Origin of the sequence: Micromonospora tarapacensis (assembly GCF_019697375.1) — a bacterium.
Lineage (GTDB): Bacteria > Actinomycetota > Actinomycetes > Mycobacteriales > Micromonosporaceae > Micromonospora > Micromonospora tarapacensis.
In genome coordinates, this window is the sequence record NZ_JAHCDI010000004.1 from 590,548 (window position 1) to 613,098 (window position 22,551).

At 71.8% G+C, this 22,551-nt stretch carries 9 protein-coding genes and 5 pseudogenes; 4 read left to right on the forward strand and 10 right to left on the reverse strand.

The window, feature by feature from the left end; all coding sequences use genetic code 11:
• Positions 1 to 129 precede the first annotated feature (129 nt).
• Positions 130 to 5,629, forward strand: a pseudogene (pulA, locus tag KIF24_RS08775) (pullulanase-type alpha-1,6-glucosidase).
• A 97-nt stretch (positions 5,630 to 5,726) separates the two neighbouring features.
• On the opposite strand, the gene KIF24_RS08780 reads toward pulA, so the two are convergent.
• The 4 genes and pseudogenes from KIF24_RS08780 to KIF24_RS08795 all read right to left on the reverse strand — a co-directional run bounded on the left by KIF24_RS08780 (position 5,727) and on the right by KIF24_RS08795 (position 13,040).
• Positions 5,727 to 7,391 (reverse strand): hypothetical protein, encoded by a 1,665-nt coding sequence (locus KIF24_RS08780; RefSeq protein ID WP_221083598.1) that lies wholly within the window; start codon positions 7,389 to 7,391, stop codon positions 5,727 to 5,729.
• 359 nt (positions 7,392 to 7,750) lie between these two features.
• Positions 7,751 to 9,419, reverse strand: a pseudogene (locus KIF24_RS34370) (right-handed parallel beta-helix repeat-containing protein).
• Between the two features lie 269 nt (positions 9,420 to 9,688).
• A complete protein-coding gene (locus tag KIF24_RS08790; protein ID WP_331461045.1) occupies positions 9,689 to 11,173 on the reverse strand; it encodes a right-handed parallel beta-helix repeat-containing protein in 1,485 nt (494 codons plus the stop codon).
• A gap of 385 nt (positions 11,174 to 11,558) precedes the next feature.
• Entirely contained in the window at positions 11,559 to 13,040 is a 1,482-nt protein-coding gene (locus KIF24_RS08795; RefSeq protein ID WP_221083600.1) for an aminopeptidase P family protein, read from the reverse strand.
• A gap of 133 nt (positions 13,041 to 13,173) precedes the next feature.
• Between KIF24_RS08795 and asnB the strand changes: the two genes are divergently transcribed.
• Positions 13,174 to 15,135, forward strand: coding sequence for an asparagine synthase (glutamine-hydrolyzing) (gene asnB, locus KIF24_RS08800; protein ID WP_221083601.1), 1,962 nt, complete (start codon positions 13,174 to 13,176; stop codon positions 15,133 to 15,135).
• Between the two features lie 69 nt (positions 15,136 to 15,204).
• Here asnB and KIF24_RS08805 read toward each other — a convergent pair whose 3' ends face one another.
• Entirely contained in the window at positions 15,205 to 16,332 is a 1,128-nt protein-coding gene (locus KIF24_RS08805) for a lytic polysaccharide monooxygenase (protein ID WP_221083602.1), read from the reverse strand.
• A gap of 397 nt (positions 16,333 to 16,729) precedes the next feature.
• Here KIF24_RS08805 and KIF24_RS08810 point away from each other — a divergent pair.
• Positions 16,730 to 17,663 (forward strand): annotated as a pseudogene (locus KIF24_RS08810) (PfkB family carbohydrate kinase).
• Between the two features lie 115 nt (positions 17,664 to 17,778).
• Here the strand turns inward: KIF24_RS08810 and KIF24_RS08815 are convergent.
• Both KIF24_RS08815 and KIF24_RS08820 read right to left on the reverse strand, forming a co-directional pair.
• A pseudogene (locus KIF24_RS08815) lies at positions 17,779 to 18,608 on the reverse strand (MBL fold metallo-hydrolase).
• The gene (locus tag KIF24_RS08820; RefSeq protein ID WP_221083603.1) at positions 18,605 to 19,009 is read right to left on the reverse strand and encodes a thioesterase family protein; all 405 of its coding nucleotides are present in this window, start codon (positions 19,007 to 19,009) and stop codon (positions 18,605 to 18,607) included. The pseudogene KIF24_RS08815 and the gene KIF24_RS08820 overlap by 4 nt, the downstream one beginning before the upstream one ends.
• Positions 19,010 to 19,131: 122 nt before the next feature.
• On the opposite strand from KIF24_RS08820, the pseudogene KIF24_RS08825 reads away from it, so the two are divergent.
• Positions 19,132 to 20,166, forward strand: a pseudogene (locus KIF24_RS08825) (phosphatase PAP2 family protein); the annotation flags it as partial.
• 25 nt (positions 20,167 to 20,191) lie between these two features.
• Here the strand turns inward: KIF24_RS08825 and KIF24_RS08830 are convergent.
• From KIF24_RS08830 to KIF24_RS08840, 3 genes are all read right to left on the reverse strand, one after another.
• On the reverse strand, positions 20,192 to 21,505 hold the full coding sequence (locus KIF24_RS08830) for a PH domain-containing protein (protein WP_407939904.1): 1,314 nt from the start codon (positions 21,503 to 21,505) through the stop codon (positions 20,192 to 20,194).
• 189 nt (positions 21,506 to 21,694) lie between these two features.
• A complete protein-coding gene (locus KIF24_RS08835) occupies positions 21,695 to 22,237 on the reverse strand; it encodes a PH domain-containing protein (RefSeq protein WP_221083604.1) in 543 nt (180 codons plus the stop codon).
• Positions 22,224 to 22,487 (reverse strand): hypothetical protein, encoded by a 264-nt coding sequence (locus tag KIF24_RS08840; protein WP_221083605.1) that lies wholly within the window; start codon positions 22,485 to 22,487, stop codon positions 22,224 to 22,226. The genes KIF24_RS08835 and KIF24_RS08840 overlap by 14 nt, the downstream gene beginning before the upstream one ends.
• Positions 22,488 to 22,551 lie beyond the last annotated feature (64 nt).

Here is a 22,551-nt window from a genome sequence, read left to right on the forward strand (position 1 = left end):
TCGGGGGGCCTCCCCTTTCCGTCCTTGCGCAAGGGGACCGCCTTGTTGCGGGCGTGTTTGCAAGGCATTGCAGAATGTTTCGGCAAGGGCTAGCGTGCGGGCCAATCAGCGACCAGAGGAAGGCCGTCGATGAAACCCCCGCCGATAGCGCGCAAGGCCATGCTCGCCCTCGTCTTCCTGCTCACCCTCACCCTGGTCGGCACGCCGGTCGTGGCGCAGCCCGCCGACGCGGCCGGCCGCCCGGCCGGTGCCGGTTCGCTCAGCGCCACCGGCGCCGCCACCTGGACCAGCGAGCCCTCCGCCGCGGCCCTGCTCGACGCGGGACGCAACCGGGCGCGGGCCGAACAGTTCTACTTCGTCCTGCCCGACCGGTTCGCCAACGGCGACCCGCGCAACGACCGGGGCGGCCTGACCGGCGATCGCTCGCGCACCGGGTACGACCCCACGGACAAGGGGTTCTACCAGGGCGGTGACCTCAAGGGGCTGACCGACCGGCTCGACTACATCGAAGGGTTGGGCACCACCGCCATCTGGCTCGCCCCGGTGTTCAAGAACCGGCCGGTGCAGGGCGAGGGCGACGACGTCTCGGCCGGCTACCACGGCTACTGGATCACCGACTTCACCCAGGTCGACCCGCACTTCGGCAGTGCCGCCGACCTGAAGAAGCTGGTCCAGCTCGCCCACCGGCGTGGCATCAGGGTCTACCTCGACGTGATCGTCAACCACACCGCCGACGTCATCGACTATGCGGAGGACCGGTACAGCTACGTCGACAAGGCCACCGCGCCCTACCGCGACGCGCAGGGCAGGCCGTTCGAGGACCGCAACCATGCCGACGGCAGCCGGGCCTTCCCCGAGGTGGGCCCGGGCTCCTTCCCGTACACACCGACCTTCGACACCCCGGCCGACGCGAAGATCAAGGTCCCGTCCTGGCTGAACGACCCCACCATGTACCACAACCGTGGTGACTCCACCTTCGTCGGGGAGAACAGCGAGTACGGCGACTTCTTCGGCCTCGACGACCTGTGGACCGAGCGGCCCGAGGTGGTCCGCGGCATGACCAAGATCTATGCCGACTGGGTGCGGGACACCGGTGTCGACGGTTTCCGGCTGGACACGGTCAAGCACGTCAACATGGACTTCTGGCCGCAGTTCAGCCGGGGCATCGACGAGGCCGCCGACCGCGCCGGCAAGAAGGACTTCTTCATGTTCGGCGAGGTCTACAGCGCCGATGCGGAGATCGCCTCCGACTACGTACGCCAGGGCGGACTGCCCGCCACCCTGGACTTCGGCTTCCAGGAGGCGGCACGCGGCTTCACCGCCGGCGGGGGATCCGCGAAGGCGCTGGCCGACGTGTACGCCCGCGACGACCTGTACGCCGCCCGGGACACCCACGCCGGCCGGCTGACCACCTTCCTCGGCAACCACGACATGGGCCGGATCGGGTCGTTCATCGCGAGCGGCGCCAGCGACCCGGCCACACACCTGCGCCGCGACCAGCTCGCCCACGAGTTGATGTTCCTCACCCGTGGCCAGCCGGTGATCTACTCCGGCGACGAGCAGGGCTTCACCGGCCCGGGCGGGGACAAGGACGCCCGGCAGCCGATGTTCGCCTCGCGCACGCCGGACTACCTCGACGACGACCTGCTCGGCACCGACCGCACCCACGCGGCCGACCAGTTCGACCGGACGCATCCGCTCTACCGGACGATCGCCGACCTGGGCCGGCTGCGCCAGGCACACCCGGCGCTGCGCGACGGCGTGCAGGTGACCCGGTACGCGGCCGACGGCCCCGGCGTCTTCGCCTTCTCCCGGTTCGATCCGGACGACCGCACCGAGTACCTGGTGGCGGTCAACAACGCGACGAGCGCGCAGACTGTCACCGTGGACACCTGGTCGGCCGGTGCCACCTTCACCGGCATCCACGGCGCGACCGGTCGCCCGGTGGCCGCCGGTGACGGCGGGCTGACCCTGACGGTGCCGCCGCTGTCGGCGGTGGTGCACCGGGCCGGCCGGCCGGTCGCGCTGCCCACCGCCAAGCCGGGCATCACCGTCACCGCTCCGGCCTCCGGCGAGTCGCCGGCCACCCGGGCCGAGGTGACCGCCCAGGTCACCGGCGATCCGCTGGCGACCGTCACGATGGCCGCCCGGGTCGCCGGCGGACGATGGACGCTGCTCGGTTCCGCCCATCGGGCGCCGTACACCGTGCACCACGACCTGACGGGCCTGTCCGCCGGGACGAGGGTCGAGTACAAGTCGGTGGTCCGCGACGGTCGGGGCCGGACCGCCGCCACCCGCTCCACCGCCACCGTGGGCACCCCCGAGGAGCCCGGCTCGTCCCGGGACTGGCTGGTGGTGCACCACCAGCGGCCCGACGGCGACTACACCGACTGGGGCCTCTACACCTGGGGCGACATCGATCCGGAGTACGCCACCGAGTGGCCCCAGGGGCAGCCGTTCGCCGGCACCGACGCCTACGGGCGGTTCGCCTGGGTGAAACTCAAGCCGGGGGCGAAGACGGTCGGTTTCCTGGTGGTCGACGCCGACGGCAACAAGGATGTCGAGAACGACCGGACCGTCGACGTGACGCGGGCCGGTGAGGTCTGGGTCAGGCAGGGTGACCCGGCGACGTACCAGACCCCGGAGGAGGCCGCGGGCGAACCCGCGCCGCCGGTCGAGGAGGGCGTGGCAGTCATCCACTACCGCCGGCCCGACGGCAACTACGACGGCTGGGGCCTGCACCTGTGGGACGGTGCGGCCAACCCCACCGACTGGGCGAACCCGATGCCGCCGACCCGGGTCGACTCGTTCGGCGCCGAGTTCCGGGTGCCGCTGGCCGAGGGCGCGACCGGGCTCAACTACATCATCCACTCCGGCGACGAGAAGGACCTGCCGCAGGACCAGCGGCTCGACTTCGCCGACGCCGGCCGGGAGGTCTGGCTGCTCGCCGCGACACCGGGCCGCCTGCTGCCCTCGACGGCCACCGGCACCGATCGGGACACCGACATCGGCAAGCAGCAGGCGCACTGGATCGACCGGTCCACCGTCGCCTGGCGCACCGGTCCCACCGACGGGCGGGCGTACGCGCTGGTGACCGCGCCCGCCGGCGGGGTGAGCGTGGTCGACGGCGAGTTGGTCGGGACGTACACCTCGATGCCGTTGACCGCGCAGCGCAACGGGCTCACCGAGGCCCAGCGCGCGGCCTTCCCGCACCTGTGGGACCACCGGGCCTTCACGCTGGACCGGCGGGATCTGGCCGGCGTGCCGGCGGCGCTGCGCGGGCAGCTGCTGGTGACCGAGCGGGCCGCCGACGGCACCCTGCTCGGCGCCACCGGCGTGCAGATCCCGGGCGTGCTCGACGACGTGTACGCCCGGGCCACCTCGGCCAGTCTCGGCGCCACCTTCACCGGCGGCCGGCCGACCCTGGCGGTCTGGGCGCCCACCGCCCGGACGGTGTCACTGCAACTGTTCGACTCGCCCACGGCCACGCCGCGCACCGTGGCGATGCGCCGCGACGACCGGACCGGCGTCTGGTCGGCGCGTGGTGCGCGGTCCTGGACCGGGACGTACTACCGCTACCAGGTGCAGGCGTGGCAGCCGGCGGCGCAACAGGTGGTCACCGCGTCGGTGACCGACCCGTACTCGGTGGCGCTGGCGGCGGACTCCACGCACAGCCAGATCGTCGACCTGGCCGACGAGAAGCTGGCCCCGGCCGGCTGGGCGAGGCTGCGCAAGCCGGCGGCGGTGCCCCCGGCCAGGGTGCAGATCTCCGAGCTGTCGGTGCGGGACTTCTCCATCGCCGACAGCACGGTCCCGGAACAGCGGCGGGGCACCTTCCTCGCCTTCACCGACCCGGCCACCGCCGGCATGAGGCACCTCAGGGCGATCGGTGACGCCGGGGTGACCCACCTGCACCTGCTGCCCGCGTTCGACTTCGCCACCATCCCCGAGCGGCGGGCCGACCAGCGGCAGCCGGACTGCGACCTGGCGGCGCTGCCGCCGGACTCGCAGCGGCAGCAGGAGTGCGTGGCGGCGGTGCGGGAGACCGACGGCTACAACTGGGGGTACGACCCGCTGCACTACACCGTCCCCGAGGGCGGGTACGCGGTCGACCCGGAGGGCGCCCGGCGCACCATCGAGTTCCGGCGGATGGTGGCCGGGGTCAACGGCGCGGGCCTGCGGGTGGTCATGGACGTGGTCTACAACCACACCTCGGCCGCCGGCACCGACCCGCGCTCGGTGCTCGACCAGATCGTCCCCGGCTACTACCACCGGCTGCTCGACGACGGCACGGTGGCCACCTCCACCTGCTGCGCCAACACCGCGCCGGAGCACGCCATGATGGGCAAGCTGGTGGTCGACTCGCTGGTCACCTGGGCGAAGGCGTACAAGGTCGACGGGTTCCGCTTCGACCTGATGGGCCACCACCCGAAGGCGAACATCCTGGCCGTCCGCAAAGGCGCTGGACAAGCTGACGGTGACCCGGGACGGCGTGGACGGCAAGCGGATCCTGCTCTACGGCGAGGGCTGGAACTTCGGCGAGGTCGCCGACGACGCCCGGTTCGTGCAGGCGACGCAGGCCAACATGGCCGGCACCGGGATCGGCACGTTCAACGACCGGCTGCGCGACGCGGTCCGCGGCGGCGGCCCGTTCGACGACAACCCGCGGCAGCAGGGCTTCGCCTCCGGGCTGTTCAGCGACCCCAACGGTGACCCGGTCAACGGCTCCGCCGCCGAGCAGCGGGCCCGTCTGCTGCACCAGCACGACCTGGTCAAGGTCGGGTTGGCCGGCAACCTGCGCGGTTACCGGTTCACCGACTCGTCGGGCCGGGCGGTGACCGGCGCGCAGGTCGACTACAACGGCTCGCCGGCCGGCTACACCGACGCGCCGGGGGAGTCGGTCACCTACGTCGACGCGCACGACAACGAGATCCTGTACGACGCGTTGGCGTACAAGCTGCCGCAGGACACCTCGGCGACGGACCGGGCCCGGATGCAGGTGCTGGCGCTGAGCACGGTGGTGATGAGCCAGGGCGCCGGCTTCGTCACCACCGGCACCGAGCGGCTGCGGTCGAAGTCGCTGGACCGCAACTCCTACAACTCGGGGGACTGGTTCAACCAGATCCGCTGGGACTGCGCGCAGGGCAACGGTTTCGGCATCGGACTGCCCCCGGCCGAGGACAACCAGGACAAGTGGCCGTACGCGAAGCCACTGCTGGCCGATCCGTCCCTGGTGCCGGACTGCGCGGCGGTCGAGCTGACCGACGCCCGCTACGCCGAGCTGCTGAGGATCCGGGCATCCTCGCCGGTGTTCGGGCTGCCCACCGCGCGCGAGGTGCAGCGGCGGGTCGCCTTCCCGCTCTCGGGTCGGGACGAGACGCCGGGGGTGCTGACCATGACCCTCGACGCCCGTGGGCTCGGTGGGGCGTGGACGTCGCTGACGGTGGTCTTCAACGGGACCCCGCAGCCCGCCCAGCAGCGGGTGACCGGGCTGCGCGGGGCGGACGTGGTGCTGCATCCGGTGTTGCGTTCCTCGGCCGATCCGGTGCTGCGTACCGCCTCGTTCGAGCGGTCCAGCGGCACGTTCACCGTGCCGGGCCGTAGCGTGGCGGTCTTCGTCCAGCGCTAGACCTGCTCCGGCCCCGCCGGTCCGATCCGGGTGGATCGGTCCGGGCGGGGCCGGAGTCCCTACCTCAGTCGCCGGTGTGGCCGGCGGCTGACGTGCTTCAGCCGAAGCAGTTCGGGATGGCGGTGAAGGTCCCGGTGCAGTTGGTCGGCTTGTTGGCCGTGATGGCGGACTTGTCGTCCACGTTCACGTCGCCGAAGAAGCTGAACACGCCGCCCGGGGCGAGGGTGGCGAAGTTGTGCGCCACCTTCGTCTTCTCCAGGTCGATCTCGCCGGCCACGGTGAAGATGCCGCCGCCGATGCCCAGCGGGCCGACCGCCCGGTTGCCGCTGATCTCGCTGTGCCGGAAGGTCGCCTCGCCGGTGCCGTTGAACACGCCGGCGCCGAAGAAGCCCGCCTTGTTGTCGACGATCTTGGTCTCCGTGACGTTGGCGATCGCGCCGAAGGCGAGCGCGAAGCCGCCGCCGACGCCTGCCGTGGTGTTCTTGGCGACCTCGACGTGCGCCAACTCGATGGTGCTGTCGTCGCCCGCCGCGGTCACCCCGGCGCCGGCCAGCAGCGCCGTGTTGCCGGTGATCTTCGAGTACTTCACGGTCGTGTTGCCCTCGATGTCGAGCAGACCGCCACCGAAGCCGAGCACCTCGTTGCTGGTGATCTCGGTCTTCTCGATCCATGCGGTGCCGCCGTCGATGTCCTCACGGAAGATGAACGCGGCGCCGTTGGCGATGCCGCCGCCGCCGATGATGGCGTCGTTGTTGAACACCTTCGACTCGGCCACCCGCAGCACGCCGGCGTTGAAGATGCCGCCGCCGTAGAGGAAGGCGGTGTTTTCGGCGACCGTGGTGTGGTAGAGGCTGGCCTTGCCGAAGTTGGCCAGGCCGCCCCCGACGCCACCGGCCTGGTTGGCGAGGATGTGCGTCTCCTCGAACGAGGCGGTGCCGCCCGGCTGCACGAGCACGCCGGCACCGTCGTTCGACTCCGGCTCGGCCAGCAGCGAGACGCCGCCGTTGGCCTGGTCGGCCTTGGCCTTGGCCGCGACGCCCTTCGGCGTGGCCTGCAGCAGCGGCAGGTACGCCTGCTTGGCCTCGGCCGCCTCGGTCGCCTCCACCGAGTTGGAGAACCGCGACCAGACGGCTTCGGGAGTGTCGCCGTTGACGACACGGCGCAGGGTCTGTCCGTTCTTGATGGTCAGGCCCTTGACGGTCAGGTCACCGCCGCGACCGACGTTGAGGATCCGGAACTCCTCGGCCGTGGCGTCCCGAACGATCTTGGTGTCGTGCCCCTTGAGCACGACGTGCTCGGTGATGACCGGCAGGCCGTTGGGGCCGGTGCCGTCGCCCGCGTCGGAGCGGGTCAGGTTGTAGGTGCACCCCTTGGCCAGGTTCAGCACGGCACCGTGGTTCTCGTTGGCGTGGACGAGCGCCTGGATCAGCTTGTCGGTGTCGCAGGGCACCTCCTTCCCGCGGTCCTTGTGGTCGCGCTTGTCGCGATCGCCGCCACGCTCGTCCTGGCCGCGGTCCTCCTTCTTGCCCTTGTGGCCTTCGGCCTCCTCCGGGCTCACGTCCCCGTCCCTGCTGACCTGCTGGGCGGTGGACCAGCGGAGACCGTCGGCGCCGACCGCACCGGCGCCGGTGGCGACACCGACGGCGGCGATGCTGACCACGCCGGTGAGCCCGGCGACGCCACTGGCGAGCCAGAGCTTGCGGCGCCGCTTCGACGCTGCCCCCGGCTCGCTGGCGTTGTTCTTAGCTGGGTAGTTGGACATCGGAGCTCTCTGCCCTCTCGTCGTACCAGACAGGGTCGTCACGCACAGGCGAGCGTCCCCTGCTACAAATCGGTTGTAGCTCCCAGAAACACCGTATGAGAATGTTCCTCGCCTCAGGGCGTTATCCGAAATAACCCCACATCCGGTACACGTACGGGTCAGTTGCCACCAGGGTTGCTGTGGTCGGGACGCGGCGGATGCTTCCGCCCGGACCCGCTCTGAACGGCTCTGACCTGGCCGGATGTCGCCTGGGTGGCCTCAAGCGGGCAGCGGTGGGGCTCCTCCGCACCGCTCGGCGGCACGGAGGAGCCCCTCTATGTGGTGGTGCTGTCCTGTCGCTCGCTCGCCTCGGCCGACGCTCAGCCGAAGCAGCGGTCCGGGATGACCGGGCTGCCGACGCAGTTGGTCGGGCGGTTACCGGTGACCGCGGACTTGCGGTCGATCTCCACCCGGTCGTTGTCGGTGTAGATGCCGCCCGGTGGCTCGGTGGCCAGGTTGTCGGCAACCCTGGTCCGGGTCAGCGTGGTCACGCCGTCGAGGTTGACGATGCCGCCACCCCGACCCGCCGGGCCCACCGCCTGGTTCGCCAGCAGCTCGGAGTCCCGCAGGGTCACCGACGCGCGGTCGTTGAACAGGCCGCCGCCGAAATCGCCGCCGGCGACGTTCTCCTTGATGACGCTGTTGGTGATGACGGCGATGGAGTCCTCGACGACGCCGACCCCGCCGACGTCGTCGCCCGCGTAGTTCCGGGCGACCAACACGTGTTCCAGGCTCAGCCGACTGTCGGCGATGGCGACCAGGCCGCCGCCGTCGACGCTGCTGGTGTTGTCGGTGACCTGGCTCTGGGCGAGGGTCGTGTCGCCAGCGGCGAGCAGGACGCCACCGCCGAGGCTCGTGGTCCGGTTGTGGCTGATCGTGCTCTTCCACACCCAGAGCGTGCTGCCCGAGCCGGCGAATCCGTTGCCGACCGGGCCGTTGGCGATGCCGCCGCCCGCGGTGCCGGCGGTGTTGTAACCGATCTTCGACTCCTCGACCCGCAGGATGCCCGCGTTGAACACGCCGCCGCCGAAGCTGCCGGCGCTGTTGTACTCCACCGTGCTGGTGCGCAGGATGGTGGTGCCGTAGTTGGCGATGCCGCCACCGTTGCGGCTGGCCTGGTTCTGCACGACGCGGATGTGCTCCAGGTCGGCGGTACCGCCCCGCTGCACCAGGATCCCGCCGCCGTCCACCCCGTCGGCGGCGATGCCGGGCGGCGCGGCCTCCGCCCCGGCCGCCCCGGCCGGCTCGGCACCGGCCGCCCCGGCCGGCTCGGCACCGGCCGCCGGCTTGGCCGCGTCCGCCTTGGCGGGCCGGCTGCGGCGGCCTTCGCCGCCGGGGCGAGGTCCAGCGCGGCCACCGGCTCCAGGATCGACATGTCGGACGCCGTCTGGCCGCCCTTGACGGTCACGCCCGTCAAGGTCAGGTGACCGCCCCGACCGACGTTGAGGATCCGGAACCGCTCCACGTTGGCGGCGCGGACGATCTTGCTGTCGTCGCCCTTCAGCGTGATCGGCCTCGTGATCACGGGGAGGCCGTTGCCGTCCTCGCTGCGGGTCAACTCGTACGTGCAGTGCCGGGCCAACGCGAGCACCCCGCCGTCGCGCCGGTTGGCGTGGACGATGGCCTGGATCAGCTTGTCGGTGTCGCAGGGCACCGCGTGTTCCCTGCCCTTGTCGCCGCGGCCGTCCTTCTTGCCGCTCCGGTCGCCGACGGCCCGCTCGTCCTCACCCTCGGTCCTGCCGCCGTCGGCGCCCTCGGCCTTTCCGGCGTCGCTGGCGTTCTGCCGGGCGTTGGACTGGGCGTCCGGCCGGCCGGCGTCCCCGGACCGGTCGTCGTCCCGGGCGGCCACCCGCCCAGGGCGGCCAGCCCGACGACGCCGGTCAGTCCGGCGACACCCGCGGCCACCCACAATTTTCGTCGTCGAAGTCCCGGTGGAGGTGGTGGAGCCGGGGGTGGCCCACCGTAGGAAGTGGTCATGTCATCAGACATCGGAGCCTTCCGCCCTTTCCTGATATCCAGAAGGGGTCGCACCATCCGAAGTCGGTGCGAGAAGGCCCAAATCGGCTGCGGCCTCCGATAGCCACCATATGAGAGCTATCTTCATGAGAGGTGCTTATGCGAAAAAACCCTACATTCGCCTCATCTGGTTCACGGCCGTCGGCCGGCACCAGTCACGCGGACTGGTGGACGAGGGTCGCCACGGCCGGCAAGGGGTCCCCTTCCGCTGTGGGAAGGGGACCCGAAGCCGCTGCGCTGGCTCAGCCGAAGCAGCCTTCGACGGTCCCGGCGCAGTTGGTGGGTTGGTTTGCCTTGACGGCGGTCTTGTCGAGCTCGACCTCGCCGCCGTTCTGGAAGATGCCGCCGGCGCCCTCCGCCTCGCCGGCGAAGTTTTTGACGATCTTGCTGTCGCGGATCTCCAGGTCACCGGCGTCGTGGTAGATGCCGCCGCCCTGCCGGGCGTCGTTGTCCTCGAACTCGGTCTTGCTGATGAGCAGACCGAAGCCGTTGAGGAGGACACCACCGGTCGCGTCGTCGTCGACGAGGATGCCGGTGAAGAGCCCGCCGCCGTTGAAGCCGGCGGTGTTGTCGAGGAACCTGCTGTCGGTGATGACGCCGCCGCTGCTGCCGTACCAGACACCGCCGCCGTCCGCGCTGGCCGTGTTGCCGGCGATGAGCAGGTGGCGGAGTTCGGCCGTGCGGTCCCCGGCGGTGTAGATGCCGCCGCCCTCGTCACCACCGGTGTTGCCTTCGACCTTGGTGAACGTGACGGTGAGGCTGCTGCCTTCGCTGTTGATGCCGCCGCCATCGTTGCTGGCCGCGTTGTCCTTGATGGTGCTGTGGGAGACGGTGGCGTGGCCGCCGTCGAAGTTGGCGATGGCGCCACCGCTGCCGCCGACGCCGTCGGCGTTCGACGTGGCGGTGTTCTTCGCCAACTCGGAGTCGCGGACGTCCAGCCTGCCCTCGTTGTAGATGGCGCCGCCGTTGCCGCCGTTGCCGAGTCCCCGGGCGTGATTGTCCCGGGCGACACTGTCCTCGAGCGTGACGTGGCCGGAGTTGTAGATGGCGCCGCCGTTGCCGCTGTTGCCCTGTCCGGTGGCCCGGTTGTGCACCAGGGTCGTCTTGTGCAACAAGGCCTTACCGCCCTGCTGCACGAGCAGGGCACCGCCCCGGCCTCGTTCCGGCGGAGGGCCGCTGACCTGGCCGCCCTTGAGAGTGAGGTCCTTCAGTGTCAGTTCGCCCCTTGAGGCGACCTCGAAGAAACGGAAGAGTCGCGTGCCCTCGTGGACGAGGGTCGCGCCGTTGCCCAGAATTGTGATCTTCCCGTCGACGACGGGGAACGCGTTGAAGTTGCTCTCCCGGGTGAGCCGGTATTCGCAGCGCGGGGCCAACTTCAACACGTCATCGTGCGTCCTGAGGGCCTTGTTCACCGCCTCGACCAGCGCCTCGGCCTTGCACGGCACCTCCTTGGCCCGGCCGTGCCCGTCCTCGCCTTTCCTGCCCTCGCCCTTGCCGCCCCAGTCGCCGCCGGACCAGTCGTCCTCGCCGTCGCCGGAGTCGTCCTCGTGGCCCTTGGCCCTGGCGTCGTCCTCGGCCTTGCCGGCGTCGCTGACGGATTGCTTCGGCATCGAGGCAGAAGCATCCGACACGCGCCCCGCGCCGTCGGCGTCCTTGTCGCGTGCGGCGAGGCCACCCAGCGCGGCCAGGCCGACAACGCCGGTCAACCCGGCCACGCCGGCCGTCACCCAGAGTCTGCGTAGGTGTCGTGCCGGTGGAGCCGGGGGTGGCCCACCGTTGGAAGTGGTCACGTCATCAGACATCAGAGCCTTCCGCCCTTTCCTGCTACCAGACTGGCTCGCACCAGGTCGACCGGCGCGAGCAGCTACAAATGGGTTGTAGCCTCTGATGACCACCGTATGAGAAGGTTCCTCGCGAGAGGGATGTATCCGAAAAAAGCCCGCATTACCTCCCGATCGGGCATCAGTCCGCCAGCCGGCGGTGATCCGGGCGAAAGCGGTTGACCAGGGAAAACCCCGACTCGCGAGGGCAGACAGGGGCGGGCCCCCGCCCGGGTGCGACGTCTCGTCGCTACCCGGTAGGGAGCCCGCCCTGTGTGTCGGTGCTGCCGGCTCAGCCCGGCAGTCGCGGCCCCGCCTCGCGCTGCTCGGCCAGCCAGGTCTCCACCTCGTCCGCCCGGCGCGGCAGGCCCGCCGACAGGTTCACCGCGCCGGAGGTGGTGACCAGGACGTCGTCCTCGATCCGGATGCCGATGCCGCGTAGTTCCTCGGGGACCAGCTCGTCCTCCGGCTGGAAGTACAGCCCCGGCTCGACGGTGAGCACGTACCCCTCGCCGAGGGTGCCATCGCGGTACATCTCCTTGCGGGCGTTCGAGCAGTCGTGCACGTCGATGCCGAGCATGTGCCCGAAGCCGTGCAGCGTCCACCGCCGGTAGACCGTCGAGGAGTCGTCCATCGCCTCGTCCACGCTCACCGGCAGCAGACCCAGGTCGGCCAGCCCCTCGGCGAGCACCCGCATGCAGGTCAGATGGACGTCGCGGAACTTCACCCCCGGCCGCACGGCGTCGATGCCGGCCTGCTGTGAGGCGTACACGATGTCGTAGACCTGGCGTTGCAGCGGGGTGAACCGTCCGTCGACCGGCAGCACCCGCGTCACGTCCGCGGTGTAGAGGTGGTGCCCCTCCACGCCCATGTCCATCAGCAGCAGCTCACCCGGCCGGGTGACGCCGTGGTTGTGCACCCAGTGCAGGATCGTGGCGTGCTCGCCGGCACCGACGATCGAGCCGTAGCCGACGTCGTTGCCGTCGTGCCGGGCGCGCAACGCGAAAATCCCCTCCAGCAGCCGCTCCGAGACGCCCCGGTCGGCCGGCAGCGCCCGGGCCACGTCCTCGAAACCGCGCACCGTGGCGTCCACCGCGTCCTGGAGCTGGGCGATCTCCCACTCGTCCTTGACCAGCTTCAGCTCCGCCACGGCGATCGCCAGCTCCCGGTCGCGGGCCGGCTGACCCTCGTCGCGCGGACCGTCCCAGGGCCGCACGGCGGCGTCCACCCGGGCGTCGAACCCGCGCAGCACCCGGGTACGCGCGGGCGCTAGCTCGGCCAGTGTCGCCTCCAGCTCGGTCAGGTCGGCGGTGGGCAGGCCCAGCTCGGTCGACTTCTCCGGCAGCGTGTGCCGCCGCCCCACCCACAGCTCGCCGTGCCGGCTGCGGAAGAACTCGTCGGTCTGCCGCGACGAGCGGGGCCGCACGTAGAGGGTGGCGTCGTGGCCGGAACCGGTGGGCCGCAGCACCAGGACGCCGTCCGGGTCGTGATCGCCGGTGAGGTACGCGAAGTCGCTGCCCGGCCGGAACCGGTACTCCGTGTCGTTGGCGCGCACCTTCTCCCCGCCGGTCGGGATCACCAGCGTCTCGCCGGGGAACGCGGCCGAGAGGGCGGCCCGGCGCTTGGCGTAGTTCGGCACCTCAGGTCGCGGGACGACCGGCAGCGTGGCGTCCCGCCACCCCTGCCGCATGAACGACAGGAACGCCGGTGGGAAGTCCGGGTCGTGCGACTCCGTGCCGTCGGTCGGCTCGCCGTCGGTGCGTTCCTCGGTCATGCCCCGCTCCCTTCGCCTCGTTGCTGGTCCGACGGTACCGCGAAATCGCTTCTGACCCGAGCGGGTGGTTGCCCGCCCGGTGAGGCCGGCAGTGCCGCGCCGTCCGATCCGAACGCGTGGAAAGATGACGACCATGTGCGGACTCCTGGCTTTCTTCAGTGCGCGCGGCGACGCCGCCGCCCACCGCGACAACATCGCCAGGGCGTTGGAATGCCTGCACCACCGTGGCCCGGACGAGACCGGTGTCGAGGTGGTCGGGGACGCCTCCGGCCGGTACGCGGACGGGGTGTTCGCCCACAAGCGGCTGGCGATCATCGACGTGGCGCTCAGCCACGAACCGCTGTCCTACGCCGACGGGCGTTACCTGCTGACCTTCAACGGCGAGATCTACAACTACATCGAGCTGCGCGAGGAGCTGATCCGCGAGCACGGGGCCAGGTTCGCCACCAACGGCGACGGCGAGGTGATCGTCGCCGGCTACCACCACTGGGGCGAGCAGGTCCTCACCCGGCTGCGCGGCATGTTCGCCTTCGTCATCTGGGACCGGCAGGAGCGCCGTGCGTTCGGCGCCCGCGACTACTACGGCATCAAGCCGCTGCACTACCTGGAGACCACCGACGGGCTCTACCTCGCCTCGGAGAAGAAGGCCCTGCTGCCCTTCGCGCAGTCCGCGTACGCCGGTGACGCCGGGGTCGACCCGGCGAACCTCAGCCACTACCTGACCCTGCAGTACGTCCCCGAGCCGGGCACCCTGCACAAGGGGATCAACCGGATCGGCTCGGGTGAGTACCTCACCTGGACGCCGGGTGGGCGGATCGAGGCGCGGCGCTGGTACCGCCCGGTGTTCCGGCCGGCTCCGGTCTCCGACGAGCAGAAGCTCTACCACGAGATCCGGGAGACGCTGCGCGAGAGCGTACGCATGCACATGCGCTCCGACGTGCCGGTCGGCTCGTTCCTGTCCAGCGGGATCGACTCCACCGCGGTGGTCGCGCTGGCCCGGGAGTTCAACCCGAACATCCTCACCTTCACCGTCGGCTACGACGTGCCGGGCTACTCGGAGATCGACGTCGCCCAGGACTCGGCCCGGCACCTCGACGTGACCACCATCCCGACCAAGATCGGTCCGCAGGACATGATCGAGGCGCTGCCGAAGATCGTCTGGCACCTGGACGACCCGGTCGCCGACCCGGCGCTGGTGCCGCTCTACTTCGTCGCCAAGAAGGCCGCCGAGCACGTCACCGTGGTGCTCTCCGGTGAGGGCGCCGACGAGTTCTTCGGCGGGTACACGATCTACCGTGAGCCGCTGTCGTTGAGCGGGGTGAACGGGCTGCCCGACGGGGTGCAGAAGGGCCTGCGGGCGGTGTCCAAGGCGATCCCGCAGGGGGTCAAGGGCAAGAGCTTCCTGGAGCGCGGTACCACGCCGATCGAGGAGCGCTACTACGGCAACGCGCGGATGTTCACCGAGGAGGAGAAGCAGCATCTGCTGCGCCGCTACGACCCGTCGGTGCGCTACACCGACGTGACTGCGCCGATCTACGCCGAGTGCACCGAGCTGGACGACGTCACCAAGATGCAGTACGTCGACCTCTACACCTGGCTGCGTGGGGACATCCTGGTCAAGGCCGACCGGATCTCGATGGCCCACTCGCTGGAGGTGCGGGTGCCGTTCCTCGACCGCGACGTGTTCGAGGTGGCGGCGAAGATCCCGGTCGAGCTGAGGCTGCCGCCGCGCTCCGACGCCACCAAGTACGCCATGCGCCAGGCGTTGCAGGGCGTGGTGCCGCCGGCCATCGTCAACCGCAAGAAGCTGGGCTTCCCGACCCCGACCCGGGTCTGGCTGCGCGGCGAGATGTACGAGTGGGCCCGGCACGTGCTGACCACCTCCGGCGCGGGCGACCTGCTCGACCTGTCGTACGCGCTGCGACTGCTGGAGGAGCACAAGCGGGAGGAGTTCGACCACTCCCGCAAGGTGTGGACAGTGCTGATCTTCTGCATCTGGCACGCGATCTTCGTCGCGAAGACGCTGGACCCGGGCATCCAGCGCAACCAGTCGGCCCTGCTCACCAAGCCCGTCGTCGGCTCGATGGTGCGCTGAACCGCGAGGAAGGGCCCCCTGCCGACGCCAGGCGTGCGGCAGGGGGCCCCTCTCGATGCCCGAGGGCGGTCAGCGGCGGGCGCAGCTGACCGTGGGCAGGCCGTTCGTGCCGGTGGTGCTGGCGAGGAAGCCGAACGTCGTGCTGGCTTCGACGCCGACGGTGCCGTTGTACGAGGCGTTCGTGACCGTCACCGACGATCCGGACGTGGTCTGGGTCGCGTTCCAGATCTGGCTGATCTGTTGACCGTTCGGCCAGGTCCAGCTCGCCGTCCAGCCGTTGAACGGCGTACTGCCGTGGTTCATGATCTCGACTTCGCCCTGGAAGCCGCCGGACCAGGCGTTGTTGATCCGGTAGACGGCCATGCAGTCACCGCTGTTCCCCGGCGGCGTGGTCGTCGGCGGAGTCGTGGTCGGCGGGGTGGTGGTCGGCGGAGTCGTCGTGGGCGGGGTGGTGGTCGGCGGAGTCGTGGTCGGCGGGGTGGTGTTGCCCGAGCCGATGCCGGTCACCTCGCCGTTGCCACCGTCGAAGGTGACGTCGGAGCAGCCGAAGAAGTTCTCCTGGCTGTCCGAGCGGACCCACCGGGAGTAGATGATGTGCCGGCCGCTCTTGTTCGACGGCAGGGTGCCGTTGAAGTAGTAGTGGCCGTCGTTGGTGCCGACCGCGCCGCGCTGCGGCGGGTTGGTCACCGTCAGGAACGGCTGTGCCTCCAGGTCGCTCCAGGCCAGCGCCCGGGTCGGGCTCCAACTGTCCCGGGTCACGTAGAAGTACCAGGTGCCCGGGTGGTGGGCCCAGTTGCTGTACCGGAACTCCATCGTCCGGCCGGCCGTGAGGTGGGTCAGCGGCCAGTCGTTGCGGGCCAGGTCGTAACCGCGGAAGCCGGTGGCGCCACCGCTGCACAGCTGGCCGTCGGGGATGAAGCCGGTGGTCCGGCCGCCGGCGTCCGAGCGCAGCACGCTGAACCAGTTGTAGAGCGAGTTGGTGCCGCTCTGGGCGACGGCGGCGGCGCAGGCCGGGTTCTGCGGCCGGATCTCGCCGGTGGGGGAGAGGCCGTCCTTCCAGCAGAGGAAGGTGCGGGCACCCGGCGTCATCGCCGCGCCGTGCGCGGCGGCCGGGTCGGGGTTCGCGGTCAACGCGACCGCGCCTGCGACAAGGGTGAGGGCCGCGGTGAGCAGCGCGGCCAGACGAGGACGGTGCACGGGTTCTCCTGACTCGCGGGGCACATCGTGTGGGTGTGCCCCGCCGGAACGCGCGGGGTGGCGGGAAGGGCCGCCCCGCTGCTGCGGGCGGATGCGACGATGCGGCGACCTACGGACGGGGACGGCCCGACCGACCTGGTGCGCCAGCGGTCTGACGACGACGCGTGTATGCCCTCGCGTGCGATGAACCCGGCACCGGCGACGCGCAGCCCCGCGCCACCCGGCACCCCCATCCCAGCACGCCGGGCGCCTCGGCGCAATAGCCGTCTCTCGATACGTCCGGGTGGCCCCGGCGGCGCGGCGGCGGTGGCCGGCAAATACCGTGGCTTCCGCGCCCCGGCACGCGACCCCTGTGCCAGCCTGGGCACCACGGACGGCCGACGAAGGGACCTGAGGAATGGGATACGCGGTGGTGCTCGGCGAGGCGCTCGTCGACCTGCTGGACACCGAGTGCGCCGGTGCACCGGTCTATCGGCAGGCCATCGGCGGTGGCCCGCTGAACGTCGCCGTCGGGATCGCCCGGCTCGGCGGCGCGGTGCAGTTCGCCGGGTCGTTCGGCGACGACGTGCTCGCCGGCCGGATCCGCGACTTCCTCACCGCCGAGCGGGTGGGGCTGGACGGGGCGATCACCGCGGCCGTGCCGACCACGCTCGCCGTGGCCACCTTCTCCGGCGCGGAGCCGGACTTCCGTTTCTACGGCGACCCGCCCTCCTACGCGCTGCTCACCCCCGACCACGTCGACGTCGCGTTGGTCGAGGGCGCCGACGTGCTCTACTGCGGCTCGATCGTGCTGCTGGCACCGGCGACGCTGGCTGCCGCCCGGCGGGCCTGGTCGTCGACGGGCGGGCTGCGGGTGTTCGATCCCAACGTCCGCCCCCGGCTGCTGGACGGCCCGGGGCGCTGGCCGGGCTGCGCGAGGTGGTCGCCGAGTTCGCCGCCGGGGCGCACCTGGTCAAGCTCAGCACCGCCGACGCGGAACTGCTCTACCCGGGCGAACCGGTCGAGTCGGTGGCGGCGTACCTGCGCGAACTGGGCGCGGCCACCGTCGTGGTCACCCTGGGGCGGCCGGTGCGGTGGTCGCCGCCGCCGGCGCCGATCCGGTACGCGTACCGGCCCCGAAGGTCGACGCGGTCGACGCCACCGGCGCGGGCGACTCGGTGATGGCCGCCCTCGTCGCCGACCTGCTGACCGGCGGTGAGCCGGTCGAACCGGCCGGCTGGCACGAGCGGGTCGCCTTCGCGCTGCGGGTGGCCGGGCTGGTCTGCGAGCGGCCCGGCGGGGCGGTCGCCATGCCCACCCGCGCCGAGGTACGCCAGCGGTTCGGCGGCTGACGGCCCGGTCCCGCCGGTCGTTGCGCCAGCGGGTCTGGTGCTCCGGCCCGGGAGTCCGGGTCGACCGGCTCGGCCGCGTCAGCGCCCGATGGTTGCGCTCGTCGTCGGCAGCCGGTCAGGCGGCGCCGTCGAGTTCGGCGTAGCCGCGGCGGGCGGCGACCAGGGCGGGCCGGGCCGGGAACGGGGCGTCGGCGGCGACCCGCTCCGGCGGGGCACCCCGGTGTGCCCGGCCCGGATCAGCCAGGCCAGTTCCACGAGTTGGGCGTGCTGTGCCCGGACGAACTCCGCGTCGACCGGTTCGCCGTGCCCGGGCACCACCACCGTGGCCGGTGAGGTCGACCGCAGCAGCTCCGCCAGCGCGTCGGGCCACCGCAGCGGGTAGGAGTCCTCGAACGCCGGGGGCCCGGCCTGCTCGACCAGGTCACCGGCGACCATCAGGTCGGCGTCGGGCACCTGCACCACCAGGTCGGCGTCGGTGTGGCCCCGGCCGGGGTGGCGCAGCACCACTCGCCGGCCACCGATGTCGAGGGTGGCCTCGGTGCGCACGGTGTGGGTGGGCGCCAGCAGCGCGGTGTCGGCCAGCTGGGCGGCGAGTTCCGGATGCCCGCCCTGTAGTTCCGCGTACGCCTCCCGGCGCAGCCGGTCCGCCTCGTCGCGCATCGCCGCCGCGGCCAGCTCGTGCGCCCAGACCGGCCGCGGCGGGTCGGCGGCGAGCGTGGCGTTGCCGAAGCAGTGGTCGAAGTGGTGGTGGGTGTTCACCAAGGTCAACGGGTCGGTGGTGACCGCACGCACGGCGGTGGCCAGCTCGACCGCCTGCCCGGCGGTGGAGAGCGTGTCGACCAGCAGCGCCGCACCGTCACCGAGCACCAGCGTGACGTTGACCGCGAGCAACGGCTCACGCAGCACGAGCACCCGGTCGGCGACCTCGACGAAGCGGCCGGTCATGACGGCTGGCTGGCGCGTTCGACGAATCGGTGCCGGTCGACCAGAACCCGCTCCACCCGCCCCTCGGCCACGGTCTGCCCACCCTCGGTGACGGTGATCTCGAACACCAGCCGGCGCCGGTCGACCGTGGTCAGCCGCGCCCGGGCGGTCACCGTCCGGCCCACCGGGGTGGCGGCCCGGTGATCCAGCTCCACCCGGGTGCCCACGGTGGTGGACCCGGCGGGCAGGTGCCGGGCGGTCGCCGCCACGGTCGCCGCCTCGGCCAGCGCGAGCACCCGAGGGGTGCCGAGCACCGGGACGTCGCCGGAGCCGACCGCCTGGGCGGTGTCGGCGTCGGTGACGGTCAACTCGACCCGGGCGGCCAGACCCGGTGTCAGGGCCTGATCCGGCTGCACCTGCATGGCCACAGCGTAGGTGCTCGCGGTGGCCCGGGCCACGCGGGCGGCAAGATGGGCCCGCCGGGACGACGCCACAGGTGATCCTGCGTTGGGTGGCCCGCCACACGTCGTTAACCTTGTCCGCGATGTCTGCCGCGACCGATCCCCAGCACCCGGCTCCGACCGAGCCGCCCACCTCACCCGACGGTGGTCGCCGCCGGGTGATCGCGATGTCGGTCTGGGGCGCCGCCTTCGTCGCGGGCTGGCTCGTCATCGGTCTGCCCACCGACCCGGTGTACGCGTTCTTCTGGATCTGGGCCGGCACCGTCGCCTGGAACTCCGCCCGACCGTGGCGCAGCCACCTGCGCTTCGCGCGGGACTGGGTGCCGGTGGTGGTGCTGCTGGTCGCCTACAACCTGTCGCGCGGTTTCGCCTACCACGACGGGACGGTCCCGCACACGTACGAGCTGATCCTGGCGGACCGGCTGATGTTCGGCTGGGCCATGGACGGCCAGGTGCCGACGGTCTGGTTGCAGCAGCACCTCTACCAGCCCGAGGTGCGGTGGTGGGACGTCCTGGTCAGCTGGGTGTACTTCTCGCACTTCGTGGCCGCGCTGGCCGCCGCCGCGGTGCTCTGGATGCGTGAGCGCAGCCGGTGGGCGGCGTTCATGCGCCGGTGGGCGTTCCTCTGCGCCACCGGTCTGGTCACCTACTTCCTCTACCCGGCCGCGCCCCCGTGGTGGGCGGCGCAGAACGGCCTGATCGAGGAGGTCGCGCGGATCTCCACCCGCGGATGGAAGGCGTTCGGCATGCACGGCGCCGGCAACCTGCTCAACGCCGGGCAGCTGGCCTCGAACCCGGTGGCCGCGATGCCGTCGCTGCACACCGCCTTCGCGCTGTTCGTGGTGCTGTTCTTCCTGCGCGGTGTGCGGCGCCGGTGGTGGCCGCTGCTGCTGGCGTACCCGCTGGCGATGACCTTCACGCTGGTCTACAGCGGCGAGCACTACGTCATCGACGTGCTGGTCGGCTGGGCGTACGTCGGGATGGCCTTCCTGGCCGTCGGCCTGGCCGAACGATGGTGGGCCCGGCGGCGCGACCGGCGGGCGTCGACCGGATCGCCCGCCGCGGCGGCGACCCCGCCGAGCCGTCCACGATCTCCGCCACCCGCTGACCCTCGGGTGCCGCGCCGGCCACGGGCTGCCGCGGTCAGGTGGTATTGCGGGCGGCGTGGCCGCGGGCGGTCAGTTCCGCCGCCAGCGCCCAGGCGTCGGCGAGATCCCGGTCCACCGCCGCCGCGCCGGCCCCGCCGGCGGTGTCCACGTGCACGGTGGCCAGCCGCAGCAGCCGCTGAAGCGGGCCCTGCACCACCCGGACGCTCTGGAACCGGGCGTACGGCACCATCGTCAGCTGGCGGGTGAGCAGGCCGGAGCGGACGGCGAAGACCTGCTCGGCCAGGCCGGCACCGATGACCCCGTTGCTCAGCGGGTTGACCCAGCGGGCCCGGCTCGGTGGCGGGCTCAGCGGCAACGACGCCAGGGTGACCCCGGGTAGCACCTCGGCGAGGATCGTCTCGCCGGTCGGCTGGTCACCGACGGGGAGCAGGCGGTCCGGCCGGTTGCGCCCGTCCGGCTCGCCGGCGGCGTAGCCGGCCACCTCCAAGCGCATCCGCAGCCAGCCCTTCATCCGCCAGAGCAGTGGCCAGATCACGCCCACGGTCTGCACCCGGTGCAGCGGCACGGTCTGCACCCTGGTCTCCAGCAGGCCGTTGCGGATCCGCAGCCGGTCGTCGTCACGGGCGAGTTGGAACTGCCAGTCGTCGAGCACCCGCCGGATGGGTTGCAGCAGGATGCCCGCCATCGCGGTGATCGTGCTCGCCACCGCGATGAACGACCATGATCCCTCCGACAGGAACTGCACGGCGACGAAGGCCACGCCGAACGGCAACAGGAACGCCTGTGGTGTCAGCAGTTGGCTGACCAGCAGATCCCGGTTGCTGACCGTGTGCAGCGGCCGTCCGGACGGTGCGTCGGTCTCCCCACCGGCCGTCGCCACCTGCGTCTGCGCCGGCTGCGTCCCCTGCGCCGCGGCCGGCCGACCAGGTGCGACGGCCGCCGGTCGGCCCGCGAGCGCCAGCAGACGCTGCCGCAGCGCCGCCGCCTCGGCGACGCTGAGGTATGCCAGCGGCGCCTCGGTCTTGCCGCCGCCGACCACCTCCAGCCGCAGCTCGGCCAGGCCGGTGAGCTGGGCGAGCAGCGGGCGGACCACCTCGACGGCCTGGAGCCGTTCCAGCGGGATGGCGCGGGTCCGCCGCCAGAGCAGCCCCTCGTGGATGCGCAGTTCCCGGCCCACCACCTGGTAGCCGGTGTAGTACCAACTGACCACGGCCAGCACGGTGGCACCGAGGGCGAGCACGATCACCATCGCCACGAACACGCCGAACCCGACCCGGGACAGCGTCGACCAGGACAGCCCGACGATGACCACGACCAGGGACTTCGCGCCGTGCAGGGCGGGGCTCAACGGGTGCAGCCGCTGCCGCGCCGAGGTGCCGTCCGGTGACTGCCCCGGTGGCTCCGGCGGCCCCGCCCACCCGCCCGGCGGGTACGGCGGTGTCGGTGCGGCCGGTGGCGACGGGGCGGGCCGGCACCGGGTGGTGGCGCGTCGCCGGCGGTGGGCGGGGTCGGTCCGGGCCCGACCCGACCGGGTCGGTCACAGTCCTTCCGCCCGGTCCTCGCCGAGCGCGGTGAGACGGTCCCGCAGCCGGGACGCCTCCGTGGGGCGCAGGCCGGGCACCCGGGCGTCGCTCGCCGCCGCGGCGGTGTGCAACTGCACGGTGGCCAGGTCGAAGGCCCGTTCCAGCGGGCCGGCGCTGACGTCGACGAACTGCATCCGTGAGTACGGGACGATGGACAGCCGGCGGACCAGCAGCCCGTGCCGGACCAGCAGGTCGTCGTCGCGTTCGGCGTAGCCCCAGGCGCGTACCGCCCGGACGATGGTCACCGCCCGCCAGACCCCGAAGAGCAGGGTGCCGCCGAGCGCCACGCCGAACGGCCACGCCCCCGTGTACGCCCAGCCGCCGCCGAGCACGACCGAGACGACCGCCACCCCGGCGGACAGCCGCAGCAGTTCCACCCAGATCAGGTCGGTCGAGATCGACTGCCACCGGACGGTGTCCGGCCACGGTTCGAGTGGGCTGGGCGTCGCGTTCGGCGGCGTCGGCGGAGGGCCGCCGGATGCGTCATCGCTCACCATCGTGCTCCGTTGTCCGCGTCCACCCTTCGAGCGTAGGCGATCCGGCCAGCGGGACGACCTCACGCAGGAAGCCGCGCGCGGCGAGGAAGTCGCCGAGGGACGGCCGGTGCGGATCGCAGGCGAGCCAGGTCTTGCGTCGCTCGGGCGGGTGGAGGCGAGGATTGTTCCAGCGCAGCGCCCATCCGGCCGAGGTGTGACACCCGCGGGCCGAGCAGATCGGGGCTTCGTCGGGATTGCTGGAACTGTTCATCCCGGCCAGTCTAGGCGGCGGGAGAGAGGGTGAGCGCCGGGCGACCACGGGGGAAGCCGCCCGG

Bases quoted from the DNA above. Each gene is read 5' to 3' on its own strand.
- KIF24_RS08780 (WP_221083598.1), bottom strand. From the start codon at position 7,391: ATGTCCAACTACCCAGCTAAGAACAACGCCAGCGAGCCGGGGGCAGCG.
- KIF24_RS08795 (WP_221083600.1), bottom strand. From the start codon at position 13,040: ATGACCGAGGAACGCACCGACGGCGAGCCGACCGACGGCACGGAGTCG.
- asnB (WP_221083601.1), top strand. From the start codon at position 13,174: ATGTGCGGACTCCTGGCTTTCTTCAGTGCGCGCGGCGACGCCGCCGCC.
- KIF24_RS08820 (WP_221083603.1), bottom strand. From the start codon at position 19,009: ATGCAGGTGCAGCCGGATCAGGCCCTGACACCGGGTCTGGCCGCCCGG.
- KIF24_RS08835 (WP_221083604.1), bottom strand. From the start codon at position 22,237: ATGGTGAGCGATGACGCATCCGGCGGCCCTCCGCCGACGCCGCCGAAC.
- KIF24_RS08840 (WP_221083605.1), bottom strand. From the start codon at position 22,487: ATGAACAGTTCCAGCAATCCCGACGAAGCCCCGATCTGCTCGGCCCGC.